The organism is Prevotella sp. P5-126, assembly GCF_002251185.1.
Lineage (GTDB): Bacteria > Bacteroidota > Bacteroidia > Bacteroidales > Bacteroidaceae > Prevotella.
On record NZ_NPIZ01000050.1, the window covers coordinates 68,758 to 84,493 of the forward strand.

Genomic DNA, 15,736 nt, shown 5'->3' on the forward strand with positions numbered 1-15,736 from the left:
TCAATTATAGGTACATGCTATGAAAACAATATGGGTGGCACTTGCAGCCATGACCATGGCGGCACCGATGCACGCACAACTGGTCATCAATGAAGTCATGCAGTCTAATATCGACTGTATCATGGACGACATGAACGAATTTCCTGATTCGTGGGTGGAATTATACAACAATGGCGAAAGTAGCGAACAGCTTTCTAACTACAGTATCGGACTTACCAATGATGCTCAAAAGGCATGGGCTTTGCCGGCATCACTTATCAACAAAGGATATCGTGTACTCATCTATTGCGACAAGGCAGCATCGGGTATGCATACTGATTTCCGCCTTGAGTCGGGAAAGAACGGCGAAATCTATCTGTTCAAAAACAATAAAGTGGTCGATAAACTGACCAAAATGAAAAAACAGCCTGCGCCTAATATTGCCTATGGGCGCAAGACAGACGGTAGCGACACATGGGGATATATGGCTATACCAACACCAGGCGGCACCAACTGCGGATCTACCTGCAAGGATCTCTTGGGCGATGTGGTATTCAGCGAACCTGGACGGGTCATGGAAAATGCGCAGACTCTCAAACTCACCCTGTCACTTCCTGACGGAGCGCCTGCAGAAACTGTCATCCGATATACTACAGATGGTAGCGAACCAATAGCATCAAGTTTGCAATATACCGCTCCAATCACCATCAGCGCCTCACAGGTGGTGCGCGCAAAACCATTCTGTACGGGGTATCTGTCACCTCGGTCAGTCACCCAGTCGTATATCTTCCACGGACGACAGATGACGCTTCCCGTTATTTCCATCGTTACTAAGAATGTGTATTTCTATGATAACAAACAAGGAATACTGGTGAAAGGCAACTATAACAGCAGTCAGGAAAACTATAAATACGACTGGCGACGCCCCATCAACTTGGAACTTTTTACTGCCGCAGGTAGTAAAAGTGAGCTCAACCAACTCTGCGAAACACGTGTCATGGGAGGTGCTTCACGTGATAATATGATGAAGTCGATGGCTATTTATGCCAACAAGCGATTTGGTACGAAGCGCCTTCAATATGAATTTTTCCCTGACCAGCGACCGGGTATCACCGATTATAAGTCACTCGCACTGCGCAATGCCGGCAACGACTTCGACTATCTCTACATGCGCGATGCTGTCATCCAACGGTCTATGGCTGCCTATGTCGATCTTGATTGGCAGGCATGGCGTCCTGCCATTGTCTATATCAACGGAAAGTACAACGGTATGCTCAACATCCGTGAACGAAGCAACGAAGATAATATCTATACCAACTATGAGGGATTGGAGGATATTGATATGATAGAAAACGGATGGGAACTGAAAGAAGGCGATTGGGAACATTTCAACCGCTTCAAGGCGTTCTATCAAGAACATGGACATACCCTGGCAGAATATGAAACATGGATGGATTGCAAGGAGTATATCAACCTGATGATCATGAATCTTTTCTACAATAATCAGGACTTTCCCGGCAATAACATCGTATGGTGGAGACCACGCACAGAAACTGGCAGATGGCGATGGGTGGCTAAAGATACAGACTTCGGACTTGGGCTTTATGGTTCGGCAGCTACCTATAAAACCTTTGAATGGTTCTACAACCCCAATTATGACAAAGACCACGCATGGGCAAATACATCTGAGGCTACAAGATTGTTCCGCCGATTAATGGAAGATGCCGATTTTCAACGGGAGTTCATAGACCGTGCTGCCATCTATCTGGGTGACTTCTTGTCGGAAAAGAATATACGGCTGCTATGGGATGATATGTATAATCAGATCAAAACGGAATATCCTCACCATCGCAAGCTTGTCAACGAGTGGTGGCCAAATTATACCAACGAATTGAATACAGCACATAAATGGCTTAACGAACGTATTCCGAGTTTCTATCAGCAGATTTCCGACTTCTATAAAGTGGGAAATCCTGTTCCACTCACCATCAATGCCACGATGGCTGAAAGCGACAGAAACGCCATGACGATCACATTCAATGGCGTGCGCTTGACAGAAGCATGCTTTGACGGAAAATTCTTCAAGAATAGATCCATGCAGATCAATGGGGTGCTCTCCGACGGACGGGAGGTGAAAGCATGGAATATCGTACAGCATCAAGGTATTGCCACTACTACTATACAGCAGTCGGGAGCTACCCTTACTATGGTGCTACCCGATTGCGACAAGGTGGAGATTACCGCTGTAATAGGTGAACCTACTGCCATCACGCAACCTGATACCAAAACATGGCACTGGTCGTTTGCTGCAGGAACACTACAGGTTGACCAGGTGGAGAAGGGTACCAAGGTGTGTGTATATGACCTATTAGGCAGAATACTCCATCGGACTACAGCAACTGGTGCACCGCTTTTCTTCGCAGTTTCTGCCAAGACCTGCATCCTGAAAGTTGGCGATGAAGCTGCAAAAGTAACTGATTCTACTCGACGATAAATCAAAAGGAGTGTTGAAGAATAGTATGATTTGAACATCGTTAAACGCGAAATAGAATACTTATGGACATACAACCAATTGCTTATTTTCGATCACCATTCACCTCGAAATTCGGATTGCCACGACAGAGTGGTATCGTAGAAACGTTGCATGGACGCATAGAACTCACTCGCGATTATGCCACACCAGAGGCACTGCGGGGATTGGAAGAGTATGATTTTCTCTGGCTGATATGGGGATTCTCTGAAAATGTCGATGCACGTAAGCATCCTACCGTGCGACCACCATTGTTGGGAGGAAACGAGCGCGTCGGGGTTTGGGCAACGCGTTCGCCATTCCGACCCAATAATCTCGGACTCTCATCGGTGCGTATTGTGGCGGTGCGTCCCGAAGATGGAGTAGTGGAAGTGGCAGGGGCTGACCTCATGGATGGCACACCTATCTACGATATCAAACCTTATTTGGCTTATGTGGATAGTCATCCTGGTGCACGGGGCGGTTTTACCGATCGCAAACAGTGGCAGCGGTTGGAGGTGGTTATACCTGACGAACTGACGAAGACCCTCTCACCACAGATCGTGCAGACACTGACCGATGCACTTGCGCTTGATCCTCGTCCTCATTATCATGATGATCCCGACCGGCAGTATGTGATGCCTTTCGATGGCTATGAAGTGGTATTCGGTGTGGACGGCAACATGTTGTATGTCAAGAAAATTATCCCTTGTATCGCTGTACCAGAAAAAAAATAACCGCATTATTTGTAGATGACGGAAATTTTTAATATATTTGTGTCCGAAAAATGGTTGACATGATGGAAATGGTATTGATACTTATCTTGGCTATGGGCTGTCTGGTGGCTTTCTGTTGGGCTTGGAAGATGCGGAAAAGAATGCGTGTGTTGGAACGTGATATAATGATGCATCGCATCTTTCTGAAGAATGTTATTCAAGAGTCAGAACTTCCCCTTCGGCAAGTTTCTCGCATGGCTAAGATGCTTTCAAAGGATGATTTATACCTTTCCAAGAATGAAAAACACAATATGGCAGAACAGTTGAATGGCTATGCTTATTTCATCGATACATTGTTGAATGAACTTATGCTCTTCACTAATCCTTCAGATGAGGTGGCACACGTGAGACGGGAACAGTTCAGTCCTAACGAACTTTGTCGACGTTGTCTGGAAATCAATATCTTCAACATTTATCATCGACAGGCTGTCAAGTTGAATTTTCATCGTACCATGAGCGATGAGTTCTTTATAGAAAGTGATCGCCATGTCATAGAGATTATCCTCAATAAGTTGATTCAGAATGCCTGTCGCTTTACCGAAAAAGGGGAAGTGGTCGTGGGGTGTAACACTACAGAGAATGAGGGCATGCTGACACTCGATGTTAGTGATACTGGTGCAGGAATTCCCAAAGATCGTCTGAGTCGCCTGTTTAGTTGGTTTGAACAGCCCGACGATATGCGCGATGAGGCTGAACTTGATTTGAGCATTTGCCAGCGGTTGGCACAAAAAATTGGAGGTGTGCTTTTTATCGACGAACTCTATGCACGTCAGGGAACTCGTGTGGTGCTGGTATTGCCCATCAAGTAGGCTGTAATACAGAAACAAAATTATAGTTTTTCTTTCCGTTACGAAGGGATGGTGTGTCACATCCTGTCGGACTTACAGATCGCTTCTGTCCAAATGGTCGCGCCACAGATATTTGCGTGTTTCGTGTACGATGATGCCGTTAAGCGCCAAGAGCGATAGCAGGTTGGGAATTGCCATGAGTGCATTCATACAATCGGCCATGTTCCATACCACACCCAACTGCATCACGCTGCCTATAAATACAGCAACGATAAAAATCATCCGATAGACAAGCATCCATCGACGACCTTTCAGATATTCTACTGCGCGTTCACCATAATAGCACCAACCTAAGATGGTGGAAAATGCAAAGGTCAACAGACCGAAAGTCAGTAATGGTGTACCAATGATGGGAATTTTAGAAAATGCCATCTTGGTCAGTACCGCACCATTGTCGAAAGTAATGTCGGGGTATGCCAATACACTGCTTACAATAACAATTCCCGTCATGGCACAGATGACTACCGTGTCCCAAAATGTACCAGTGCTGGACACCAAGGCTTGGCGTACTGGGTTGCGTGTCTGTGCGGCAGCAGCTACGATGGGAGCAGAACCGAGTCCTGATTCGTTGCTGAAAAGACCGCGTGCTATGCCATAACGTGCTGCCATCATCACTGTAGTACCTACAAAACCTCCTCCTGCTGCCTGGGGACTGAAAGCCGAGGTGACGATGAGCTTGATGGCAGGCCATGCATAATCGATGTTTACTCCTATTATATAGATGCAACCTAAAATGTAAAAGAGTGCCATGAGGGGTACCAGGGTTGCGCAGACACGTGCAATACTCTTCACACCACCTAAAATAACAGCACCAGTGAGTAGGCAGATGACTGTTCCTGTGATATAGGGTGAGATGTCATAGGTTTCGTAAGCGAGTGTGGCAATGGCATTGGCTTGCACCGTATTGCCGATGCCAAACGAGGCGAGGGCAGTGAAAATGGCAAAGAGAATTGCTGCCCAACGCCATCCCAATCCTTTCTCCAGCGCAAACATAGGTCCTCCAATCACTTTGCCATCAGGTTTCTTCTCGCGATATTTGATAGCCAGTAGGCCCTCTGCATATTTGGTGGCAATGCCAAATACACCAGTCAGCCAACACCACAATACTGCACCAGGACCGCCTAAGGCAATGGCGGTGGCTACACCGATGATGTTTCCGGTGCCGATAGTAGCAGCTAGAGCGGTTGCCAATGATGAGAATTGCGAAACGTCACCGGTTGCATCGGGATCACGTTGTACAGATAGCCGAATGGCTTTGAGTATATGTCTCTGTGGAAAATGCAATCGGATAGTAAGAAAAAGATGGGTTCCCAAGAGCAGGATAATCATGGGCCAGCCCCACAACAGGGAGCTCGTTACGGAGAAAAATTCGTTGATGGTGTTCATGTTGTTGCTGCTTTTGCGTGCAAAGTTAGTTAAAAATGCTCAAAATGTAGTCGATTCTTCGTTTTTTTTGAATTTTGGTTAAACTTTTTATCGTTTGATGCGTCATATTGATAACAAACGTGATTTGGCTCATTGAAAATACAGACGAGACATGAAATGACGAAACATTTGACCTATGTGGTAGAAAGAAAATCAGGACAATGATGGCTGCTCCGATAGTTGGAGTAGCCATCTTTCGCTTTTTATCCGTGTTTATGCTCATCGATATCCATTCTTGAGTACTGTTTGATATATGGTTAATTGCTGTTAAAATCTGCAGTTCTATCTATTTCGATAGATAACATAATTTTATAGATAAGTTGAAAAATATTTGGTAGTGTGAGGTTTTCTTCTTATCTTTGCTCCCTAAAATATGATGAAAGTTCAGGATATGAAGAGATTGATACATACGACAGCCCTCATGGCAGTGGGAATTACCACTTGTTTGGGCTTTGTTTCTTGCTTTAAGGATGAGCCGCTCAATGCAGAATGTGATATTGAGCAGGCTTACATACACGCAGGCGACAAATTGAATAGTTGGTTCCTTTTCGATTCCGACACACTTCAATATGTGCAATCTGACCAGAACAAGATAGAGTTTACCATGAGTGCTATGGCTGATCTTACACAGATTGCTCCACTTTTCAGACTCACTCCCGGGGCTACTATATCACCTGCCAACGGCAGTGTACACGATTTTTCTAAAGGTTCGGTGAAATATACGGTCACTTCGGAAGATGGACAATGGTCACGTATCTATTTTGTCAGCATCAGAAAAATGCTCTATTTCGGTAGTGAACACGAGTTTAATTTTGAAAACTGTTATGAGGACAAAGGGTACTACCATTGGCAAGAACCATGGAAAGATGCTAATGGTAATACGACCAAAGAGGCTATCTGGGCAACAGGAAATCCGGGTTACAAGATTAGCAATAGCTCTACTGCAGCAGAGAATTATCCCACAGCACCTATTGACGAAGGATATGAAGGAAAAGGGGTAAAGCTATCCACTTGCCGAACAAGTGGACTTGCGGACATGGTGCAGAAGCCTATTGCGGCTGGCAACCTCTTTATTGGGCAGTTTGATCCGTCTAATGCATTGCAGGATGCTATGTCTGCCACTAAGTTTGGACGCCCATTCAGTTTCGATACCCAACCCAAGACATTCACAGGATACTATAAGTATAAGGCTGGGGAGAAATTTACCGACCAGTATATGCATGTACTGGAGCAAAAAGACTACGGCACTATCTATGCCGTGTTCTATGATAACCATAATGCAAAGGGCGAAGCGGTGGTGCTCTATGGCAACAACGTACAGACAAGTGAACAGGTTGTGGCACTTGCCCGACTTGATAATATCGACAATACTCCTGAATGGACTCCATTCACTCTCAATTTCATCTACCGTAAAGCTGTAGATATGCAGAAGCTGAAGGCTGGCGGTTACAGTCTCGCTATCGTTTGTTCGTCAAGTACCAACGGTGCTGAGTTTATGGGTGCCGTGGGTAGTACGCTTTGGGTGGATAAGTTTAAGATTACATGTGAATAAGGATGAAATGCCAAGCGATATAGATATTCGGTTATGACAATGAAGAAAATCATAATATGCTCCCTGCTGATGATGTGCACGTTGTGGGCATGGGCAGGAGACGATAATCAAGAACATTGGAGTGCATGGAACAAATATCTGCACAACTATAAATACTATGTACACGTGGGGTATAATATCGGTGGAACAGCACCTATTGGTATGCCTGCCTCTATCCGCACGCTACATAGTTATACGCTGCAACCTAACTTCACCCTTGGAGTAGATGCCCACCATGTTATCTCTGGCAAATGGGGATTCTTGGGCGGTTTGCATTTTGAAAACAAAGGTATGAGAACCGATGCGGGTGTGAAGGGCTACCACATGAAGATTGTGCGTGGTGGCGAACAGTTGGAAGGTGTATTCACAGGAAGTGTGGTGACTAAGGTTGACATGAGTCTTATCACCGTTCCCTTGCAAGCCACTTATGATTTGACCCCACAGGTGCGTCTGAAACTTGGGCCATATGTGAGTTATGCCACAGCCAAGAAATTTGAAGGATGGGCATACGATGGATACCTCCGACGTCAGGAGGAAGGACATGAAAAGGGTGATCCTACCGGACAGAAAGTGATACTGGGACATAATGATGGTGAGCGTGGCAACTACGATTTCTCCAGCGATATGCGCTCTTGGCAGTTTGGTATCGACCTCGGTGCCGACTGGTATATCACTAAGCGTTGGGGTGTCAAGGCTGATTTATCATGGGGATTGACGGGTATCTTCAAGAAAGATTTCGATACCATCGAGCAGACCATGTTTCCCATTTATGGTACGATTGGTGTGATTTATCAACTGAAATAAAAAAATAGGTATCAATTATTATTAACTAAAAAAGAAAGGAAAAAAAATGAAATTGAACAAGATTTTCTATCTGATGGCCATGGTATGTACACTTGGCTTTACTGCATGTGGTGACGATGACGATGCACCCAAAGACGATCCAATCCAGTCGCCTATCGTAGGAACATGGAATGTTTGGTCACAAGGAAATGATTACGATGGTTATACCGGTTCTGTACAGCTCAACTGGGAAGTAGAAGAAGGAACAAGTATTAGTATCGACCTTCTTGGAACTGGTACACCCACTGAAATTCCTATTAAGGAAACCGTTGTTCCTTTGGCAAATAGCCTGGGTAACAAGTTTCTGCCTAAAGTGCTGAAGAGCGTTACTTTCACTCCTGATGGCAAGATCAATGCTGTGGTTTCTGACTATGATGATGACGATATCGCTCCAGAGTGGGAGACTGTTAAGGGCTATGCTACCTATAAGGTTATTAGCGACAATCTCATCAGCGTTTCTATCGACGCAGAAAAGGCCACTGAAGATATTGATGATCCAGCAGAAAAGGCACAGATCAAGACTATCCTTAAATCGTATGGCACTATTCCCGTCAATGTTCGTTGGAATGGTGAAAAGCCTTTCTTCTTTGTTGACAAGGCATACGTACAGCCTATGATTGCTGCTTTGGTTGCTTTCATCGACAAGGTGCCTACAAACGCCATGGAACCAGATGATTTACAAACTTTCACTATGGTTAAGGGTGTTGTGAAGCAGCTGTCTGGTATCATGGACAAAACTTCAAAGTTTGAAGCAGGTATCGAACTGACCAAATAATACTTGGTCGTTTGACTATAAACATAAATCCCTGGCATACAATCTGTGCCGGGGATTATTGTTTTTCATAATTTTTCAGTATCTTTGCATCCAAAGACGCTAAGGTACTCACGCTCGGAAGTAAAAAAGAAAAAGTGATTTTTCTTTTGTACTTCGCTCGCTTAATCGTACCTTTGCAACCAATAAGCTCTACTGATATTTGGTAAAATCATACTAACGATGACACGAGAAGAAATAGTCTTTGACTATCTGCAACAGCACGACATTCCCTACACGTGCTATCACCATCCCGAAGGCAAAACCATTGAGGAGGCTAAACGATGGTGGAAAGACGATGGCAGTATCCATTGCAAAAACTTGTTTTTCCGTAACCACAAGGGAAATCGGCATTATCTGGTATGCTTCCATTGTGACCATGACCTCGATATCCACGATTTGGAACACCGTCTCAAAGCAACGCTCGTATCCCAGGGATTACCTTCTTGTGGTAAACTATCGTTTGCATCGCCCGAGCGCATGATGCGCTATTTGGGACTTGAACCGGGAAGTGTGTCGCCTTTCGGACTCATCAACGATACGGAGCATCATGTGCATCTTTTTCTTGATTGTCATCTGAAAGAGGCTGAGACGCTGTCGTTCCATCCGAATGATTGTAGGGGAACGGTAGTTCTTCGTCGTGATGACTTTGAGCGCTATCTCGACACTCTCGACAATACCTATGAGTATTTGACCTTGTATTGATGATGGTGACTCTATTCTTCTACATCTTCGTTAACGTCTGTTTCTACATCACGTTTAATGGTAACGTTTCCTGTTGAAGAGAGAATAACGCGTACTGGAATATATTCATCGGTCTGTGGGTGACTGATACTACCGGCAAACTCCAAGTCGCTGCCGTTCACCTTGTCATATACCAGTCCGTCAAGAATACCAGTATGGCGGTAGTCGTTGTCAAGACAAGCATCGAAGTTGGCTTTGGTAAATGAGCGTGTAAAGAACACCTCTCCGTCAGCTCTTGTTACAGTAACTACCACTTCGTTATCCACGAATTTCTGTCCTAATTCGTCTGTCACCATAGGCAGTGAGTCACATGGTTGGCGGTGTATCTCCACCTTATAGCTATTGCCTATCCACTGTATCTGGTGACTCTTATTGTAGTCAGCCTGTCGGATAGGTGCCTCTATTTTGGGGCGTTCCACTTTTTCGGTAATAATGTCGTCACTTTGTCTCTTATTGCCGCAAGCGGTCATGAGCACAGCCATGCCCATCACAGCGAGTTGTAATGTCATTCGTTTCATATTTTCAATCTTTACGTTTCGATTTACAAAGGTACGATTAAGTGAAGAAAATGCCAAATATATTTGAGTATTTTTGAATGTGAGTACCTAAGACTGAAAGTCAAAGGTAGTGCAAACCGAGCGAAATACAAAGAAAAAAGTCCTTTTTTCTTTTATTTCCGAGGTGCAGCCTATCTTGGATTCTAAAAATCAAAGGAACGTTTTCGTTAAGCCAGATGAGCAGAGTTAAGTTCACTTAAGCTCTGCCATGGCGAGAAAACGAAGGATGAAATCCACCGTTTTCGTTAAGCCAGATGAGCAGAATAAAGCTCGCTTTAATTCTGCCATGGCGAGAAAACGAAGGATGAAATCCACCGTTTTCGTTAAGCCAGATGGGCAGAATCGAACATTTCTGTGATTTCCGTGTGACATTTTTGGAGGGCACATGGAGGAAACGTAAAAATCCGTCTAAATCCGTCTAAATTCCGATGATTGATTTCTGTGTGAGACCTTATCCGGAGCACCAACGCAAAAAAAAATAGAGGGACTGTTTGGTTATCCCCCTACTTTCAAGTTGTTCCATAGTGTGATTAGTGCCTTCATGTCCGGCAAAACAAGGTCGGCACCCTCGTTGGCAAGTGTTGCGTCGGGTAGTGGACCGGTATTTACAGCAATGGTGAAACACTGTGCTGCAACGGCAGCACGCACACCGAGTGGTGCATTCTCCACCACAATGGCTTCCCAAGGTTGAATGCCTGCTTTCTTCATTCCTATGAGATAAGGCTGCGGATCAGGTTTCCCTCGTGTGACATCAAAACTTGTCACTACCAGATCACTACAAACTAAACCATGCAGATCGCTGTCGAGTTTGGCGAGTAAGGTGCGTTGACCACTACCTGTCACCACACATATCTTCAGTCCGTCTGCCTTGATTTGCTCCATCAATTCGCGGATATTGGGAATCATACCAGCCTTGGGCAGTTCGGCAAAGATGCCAGACTTGACATTATACATCCGTTGCGCTTCCTCATCAGAGAGTTCACGTTGCCATTGTTGGCGCGCTTTGAGTTTGATGGTTTCCACACCGCGCATGCCCTCATAGAGGTAAGCCTCTTCTGGTGTCATGTCGATATCAAACGATGCCATAGCCTTATGCCACGAGTAGGCATGGTTAGGCATGGAGTTGTAGATGACACCATCCATATCGAAAAGCACGGCTTTCGGACAGAATTGTCTGAAGCCGTGCTTTTGTTTATACGATTCTATTTCGTGCATAGATTCTTATTACTGTTCCTGTGCAAGACGCTCCTTGATAGCTTTTGAGTCTGCTTCATAACCGGGCTTTTCGAGCAGGGCAAACATGTTTTTCTTGTATGCCTCAACACCTGGTTGGTTGAAGGGATTCACACCAAGAACGTTGCCACTGATACCGCAAGCAATCTCAAAGAAGTAGATGAGCTGTCCGATGTAGTATTCGTTGAGCTTAGGTACAGAGATGCGGATATTGGGCACACCACCGTCAACGTGTGCGAGACGTGTGCCGAGCTCAGCCATCTTGTTAACCTCGTCAACACGTTTTCCGGCGAGGAAGTTCAGACCATCGAGGTTTTCTTCGTCGCTGGGGAACAGCATGGTGCGGTTAGGTTCTTCTATGCTGATAACGGTTTCGAAGATGGTACGCTCACCATCCTGAATCCACTGACCCATAGAGTGCAGGTCGGTAGTGAAGTCGCAGCTGGCGGGGAAGATACCCTTTTTATCCTTACCCTCAGACTCTCCGTAGAGCTGTTTCCACCATTCAGAGAAGAAGTGGAGCTTGGGTTGGTAGTTGACCATAATCTCAATCTTCTTACCGGCACCATACAGACCGTTGCGCACGGCAGCATACTGAGCAGCGAGGTTCTCTTCGAAAGGAACATTCTTACCGCAGGCTTTCTCCATATCGGCAGCACCCTTCACGAGTTGCTTGATATCGAAACCAGCGCAAGCGATAGGCAGCAGACCTACTGGAGTGAGTACAGAGAAGCGACCACCTACGTTGTCGGGGATGATAAAGCTCTTGTAACCCTCTTTGTCAGCGCAAGTGCGAGCGGCGCCACGCTTAGCGTCGGTCACAGCTACGATAACGTGTTTTGCCTCGTCTTTACCCATCTGAGCCTCACACTGCTTCTTCAGCAGACGGAAGGTGAGGGCAGTCTCGGTGGTAGTACCAGACTTAGAAATGTTGATGACGCCAAATTTCTTTCCTTTCAGATAGTCGGTCATCTCTGCCAGATAGTCTTCACCGATATTGTTTCCTGCAAAGAGGATGGTTGGATTTTTCTTGTCTTGGATGAGCCAGCTGAACGAGTTGCCCAGTGCTTCAATCACTGCACGTGCACCCAGATAGCTTCCGCCGATACCGGCAACCACTACCACTTCACACTTTTCGCGAAGCGTATTGGCTGTTGCCTGCAATTCGTCGAGGAAAGACTCGGTGATGCTGCTGGGCAAATGGAGCCAACCCAAGAAGTCGTTACCCGGACAGGTGCCGTTCTCCAGCGCTTCCTGCGCTGCCTTTACCTTCGGTTCGAAGGCTTTCATTGCGCCAGCCTCAAGAAACGAGGCTGCTTTTGTGATGTCAAGTTTGATATTGCTCATAATTGTTGCAAATATAATTTGGTTATATCTTATCTTTACTTTTTTTCTAATAGGGTCTGCCTCCTATCATCTGAATGAGTCGGTCAGCAGTTTGATTTCAATCTGTGGTGAGATGCGCTCGTAGAGTATGTTATAGACCGCGTCGAGGATGGGCATGTTGACATGGCAGTGGCGGTTTATCTCCTTCATACATTTGGTACCGAAGTAACCCTCTGCTATCATCTCCATTTCAATCTGTGCCGACTTGACGGAGTAACCCTTTCCTATCATCGTACCGAAGGTGCGGTTGCGTGAAAAATTGGAATAGCCCGTAACGAGCAAATCGCCGAGATATACCGAATCTACCACATTGCGCTCAATGGGATGTACCACCTGCAGGAATCGCTGCATCTCCTGTACTGCATTCGACATGAGTACAGCTTGGAAATTATCTCCAAACTTCAGACCGTTGCAGATACCGGCAGCGATGGCATATACGTTCTTCAGTACCGAAGAGTATTCAATGCCGATGACATCGGTAGAGGTCTTGGTCTTGATCACCTGGCTTGCCATGACGTCGGCAAAGGCGTGTGCCTTTTCGCGGTCAGCGCATCCGATGGTGAGATACGACAGGCGGTCGAGTGCCACTTCTTCGGCATGCGACGGACCTCCGATACATGCCAGATTGTCGTAAGGCACATCATATACCTGATGGAAATATTCCGAGCATACGAGGTTCTCATCGGGCACAATACCCTTGATGGCGGTGATGACAAATTTATCGCGGATGCGTGTCTTGAGTTTTTTGAGGTGACTCTTCAGATAGGGCGACGGTGTGACAAAGACAAGGGTGTCATACTGTTGCACAATCTTGTTGATATCCGATGAAAAGTATATTTCGTCGGTATTGAAGCGCACACTCATCAAGTAGGCAGGATTGTGTCCCAACCGTATGAAATCCTCGATACGGTCGTCACGGCGCATATACCATCCGATGTGGTGGGTGTGTCCTACCACAATCTTGGCAATGGCTGTTGCCCAACTACCACCGCCGATGATTGCTATTTTACCGCAGTCGAACATTTCTTTTTAGTGTTTACTGTTTGTAGTTCTTATGCCAATGTCCAATGTCCCGTTGTAGCTGTTGGCTTTCACCAGTATGCTTACAACAGAACATTGGACACGAAGTATTATGCGTTACTTTTGTCAATCCACTGCTGGATGACATCAACAGCAGGTTTGGTCATTTCAAGCTTGTATTTCTTGACAATGTCACCAATCTTCTGTTGCAATCCTTGGGCTTTCTCTTCCTTGATGTTTTGCACAAGGTTGAAACCTGCCTTACGCAGCACGGGTACCCACTCTTCGCCGACACCCACTTCTGCCCATTCGGCAACGCTGCTCTGTGGAATCTTCTTCTCTGGCTTCATCTGTGGGAAGAACAATACCTCCTGGATATAGGTCTTGCCTGTCATCAGCATCACCAGACGGTCGATACCGATGCCAATACCACTTGTAGGAGGCATACCGTATTGCAAAGCGCGTAAGAAGTCTTGGTCGATAATCATTGCTTCGTCATCACCCTTATCAGCCAGACGCATCTGATCTACGAAGCGCTCTTCCTGGTCGATGGGGTCGTTAAGCTCAGAATAGGCGTTAGCCAACTCCTTACCGTTTACCATCAGTTCGAAACGCTCGGTCAGTCCTGGTTTTGAACGGTGCATCTTGGTCAGTGGCGACATCTCAACAGGATAGTCGGTGATAAAGGTAGGCTGGAGGAAAGTGCCTTCGCAGAACTCACCGAAGAGTTCATCAATCAACTTACCCTTACCCATGGTCTCGTCAACATCCATACCTTTCTCTTTGCAGAAGGCGCGGATTTCCTCTTCGCTCTTGCCGTTGCAGTCGAAACCGGTCTTTTCCTTGATAGCGTCAAGGATCGGCAGACGGCGGTAGGGCGCCTTAAACGAAATGATTTGGCCATCGATTTCGCGTTCGGGCTTGCCGTTGACAGCAATACAGATGGTTTCAAGCAGTTTCTCGGTGAATGTCATCATCCAGTTGTAGTCCTTATACTGCACATAAAGTTCCATGCAGGTGAACTCTGGATTGTGGTTGCGGTCCATACCTTCATTGCGGAAGTTCTTGCCAATTTCATATACTCCTTCAAAGCCGCCAACGATGAGGCGTTTGAGGTAAAGCTCGGTGGCAATACGCATATACATGTCTTGATCGAGCGCATTGAAGTGGGTGATGAACGGACGGGCTGATGCACCACCGGCAATAGACTGCAGTGTAGGAGTCTCTACTTCAGTATATCCTGCTTCATCGAGTACACGGCGCAAGGTGCGGATAACGGTGGCACGCTGCAGGAATGTATCCTTCACACCATCGTTCACAATCAGGTCAACATAGCGCTGACGGTAACGCAGTTCGGGATCTTCAAACTTGTCGTAAGCCACACCGTCCTTGTATTTCACGATAGGCAGTGGTTTCAGACTCTTCGACAGCAGGGTCAGTTCCTGTGCATGTACCGAAATCTCACCTGTCTGTGTGCGGAATACGTAACCCTTGATACCGATGAAGTCACCAATGTCAAGCAGTCGCTTAAATACCTTATTATATAAGTCTTTGTTCTCGTCGGGGCAGAGGTCGTCGCGCGAGATATATACCTGTATGCGGCCTTTACTGTCCTGCAATTCTGCAAAACTGGCTTTACCCATGACGCGGCGGCTCATCATACGACCTGCGATGCACACCTGACGGGACTCAGCATCGTCGTTGAAATTGTCGCGGATATCGGTAGAATAGGCATTGGTGGGATATTCTGCTGCGGGATAGGGGTTGATACCCATCTGGCGCAGTTCCTGCAGACTTTCGCGTCTGCCAATCTCTTGTTCACTAAGTTCTAAAACGTTCATATCTGACTTTTCTTCTGTTATATGCGTGCAAAGGTAGTAATTTTATCTGATTATCTCACTTTTTTTATCCCTTTTTTATAATTATCAAGGTGTGTTAATGTCACAGAAAGGGGTGATTGACGAAAAATAGATAAAAAACTGCAATACTATTTGGCTGTTATCAGAAAATATAT

General features: G+C 45.9%; 13 protein-coding genes. 7 read left to right on the top strand and 6 right to left on the bottom strand.

Going from position 1 to position 15,736, the window contains the following annotated elements; translation table 11 throughout:
• The first annotated feature begins 19 nt into the window (after positions 1-19).
• The 3 genes from CIK90_RS04705 (at position 20) to CIK90_RS04715 (ending at position 4,073) form a co-directional block, all read left to right on the top strand.
• Positions 20-2,473 (top strand): CotH kinase family protein, encoded by a 2,454-nt coding sequence (locus CIK90_RS04705; RefSeq protein ID WP_094464472.1) that lies wholly within the window; start codon positions 20-22, stop codon positions 2,471-2,473.
• A gap of 62 nt (positions 2,474-2,535) precedes the next feature.
• On the top strand, positions 2,536-3,225 hold the full coding sequence (gene tsaA, locus CIK90_RS04710; protein ID WP_094464473.1) for a tRNA (N6-threonylcarbamoyladenosine(37)-N6)-methyltransferase TrmO: 690 nt from the start codon (positions 2,536-2,538) through the stop codon (positions 3,223-3,225).
• Between the two features lie 59 nt (positions 3,226-3,284).
• A complete protein-coding gene (locus CIK90_RS04715) occupies positions 3,285-4,073 on the top strand; it encodes a sensor histidine kinase KdpD (protein ID WP_158216031.1) in 789 nt (262 codons plus the stop codon).
• Between the two features lie 72 nt (positions 4,074-4,145).
• Here CIK90_RS04715 and CIK90_RS04720 read toward each other — a convergent pair whose 3' ends face one another.
• The gene (locus CIK90_RS04720) at positions 4,146-5,498 is read right to left on the bottom strand and encodes a sodium:alanine symporter family protein (RefSeq protein WP_094389784.1); all 1,353 of its coding nucleotides are present in this window, start codon (positions 5,496-5,498) and stop codon (positions 4,146-4,148) included.
• A 430-nt stretch (positions 5,499-5,928) separates the two neighbouring features.
• On the opposite strand from CIK90_RS04720, the gene CIK90_RS04725 reads away from it, so the two are divergent.
• The 4 genes from CIK90_RS04725 to CIK90_RS04740 all read left to right on the top strand — a co-directional run bounded on the left by CIK90_RS04725 (position 5,929) and on the right by CIK90_RS04740 (position 9,487).
• The gene (locus tag CIK90_RS04725) at positions 5,929-7,089 is read left to right on the top strand and encodes a PCMD domain-containing protein (RefSeq protein WP_254046278.1); all 1,161 of its coding nucleotides are present in this window, start codon (positions 5,929-5,931) and stop codon (positions 7,087-7,089) included.
• A 39-nt stretch (positions 7,090-7,128) separates the two neighbouring features.
• Positions 7,129-7,932 (top strand): porin family protein, encoded by an 804-nt coding sequence (locus tag CIK90_RS04730; protein WP_094389792.1) that lies wholly within the window; start codon positions 7,129-7,131, stop codon positions 7,930-7,932.
• A 46-nt stretch (positions 7,933-7,978) separates the two neighbouring features.
• Entirely contained in the window at positions 7,979-8,746 is a 768-nt protein-coding gene (locus CIK90_RS04735) for a hypothetical protein (RefSeq protein WP_094464475.1), read from the top strand.
• A gap of 219 nt (positions 8,747-8,965) precedes the next feature.
• Positions 8,966-9,487, top strand: a complete 522-nt coding sequence (locus CIK90_RS04740) for a prolyl-tRNA synthetase associated domain-containing protein (protein ID WP_094464476.1) — start codon at positions 8,966-8,968, stop codon at positions 9,485-9,487.
• Positions 9,488-9,498: 11 nt separating this feature from the next.
• Here CIK90_RS04740 and CIK90_RS04745 read toward each other — a convergent pair whose 3' ends face one another.
• From CIK90_RS04745 to lysS, 5 genes are all read right to left on the bottom strand, one after another.
• A complete protein-coding gene (locus CIK90_RS04745) occupies positions 9,499-10,044 on the bottom strand; it encodes a DUF4738 domain-containing protein (RefSeq protein WP_094389787.1) in 546 nt (181 codons plus the stop codon).
• Between the two features lie 534 nt (positions 10,045-10,578).
• Positions 10,579-11,298, bottom strand: a complete 720-nt coding sequence (locus CIK90_RS04750; RefSeq protein WP_094446740.1) for an HAD family phosphatase — start codon at positions 11,296-11,298, stop codon at positions 10,579-10,581.
• A gap of 9 nt (positions 11,299-11,307) precedes the next feature.
• The gene (locus CIK90_RS04755; protein ID WP_094464477.1) at positions 11,308-12,663 is read right to left on the bottom strand and encodes a glucose-6-phosphate isomerase; all 1,356 of its coding nucleotides are present in this window, start codon (positions 12,661-12,663) and stop codon (positions 11,308-11,310) included.
• 66 nt (positions 12,664-12,729) lie between these two features.
• Positions 12,730-13,725 carry an NAD(P)H-dependent glycerol-3-phosphate dehydrogenase gene (locus tag CIK90_RS04760; RefSeq protein WP_094391096.1) on the bottom strand — a complete coding sequence of 332 codons (996 nt, stop codon included), beginning with the start codon at positions 13,723-13,725 and terminating at the stop codon, positions 12,730-12,732.
• A 107-nt stretch (positions 13,726-13,832) separates the two neighbouring features.
• Positions 13,833-15,563, bottom strand: coding sequence for a lysine--tRNA ligase (gene lysS, locus CIK90_RS04765; RefSeq protein ID WP_094464478.1), 1,731 nt, complete (start codon positions 15,561-15,563; stop codon positions 13,833-13,835).
• Between the last annotated feature and the right edge of the window lie 173 nt (positions 15,564-15,736).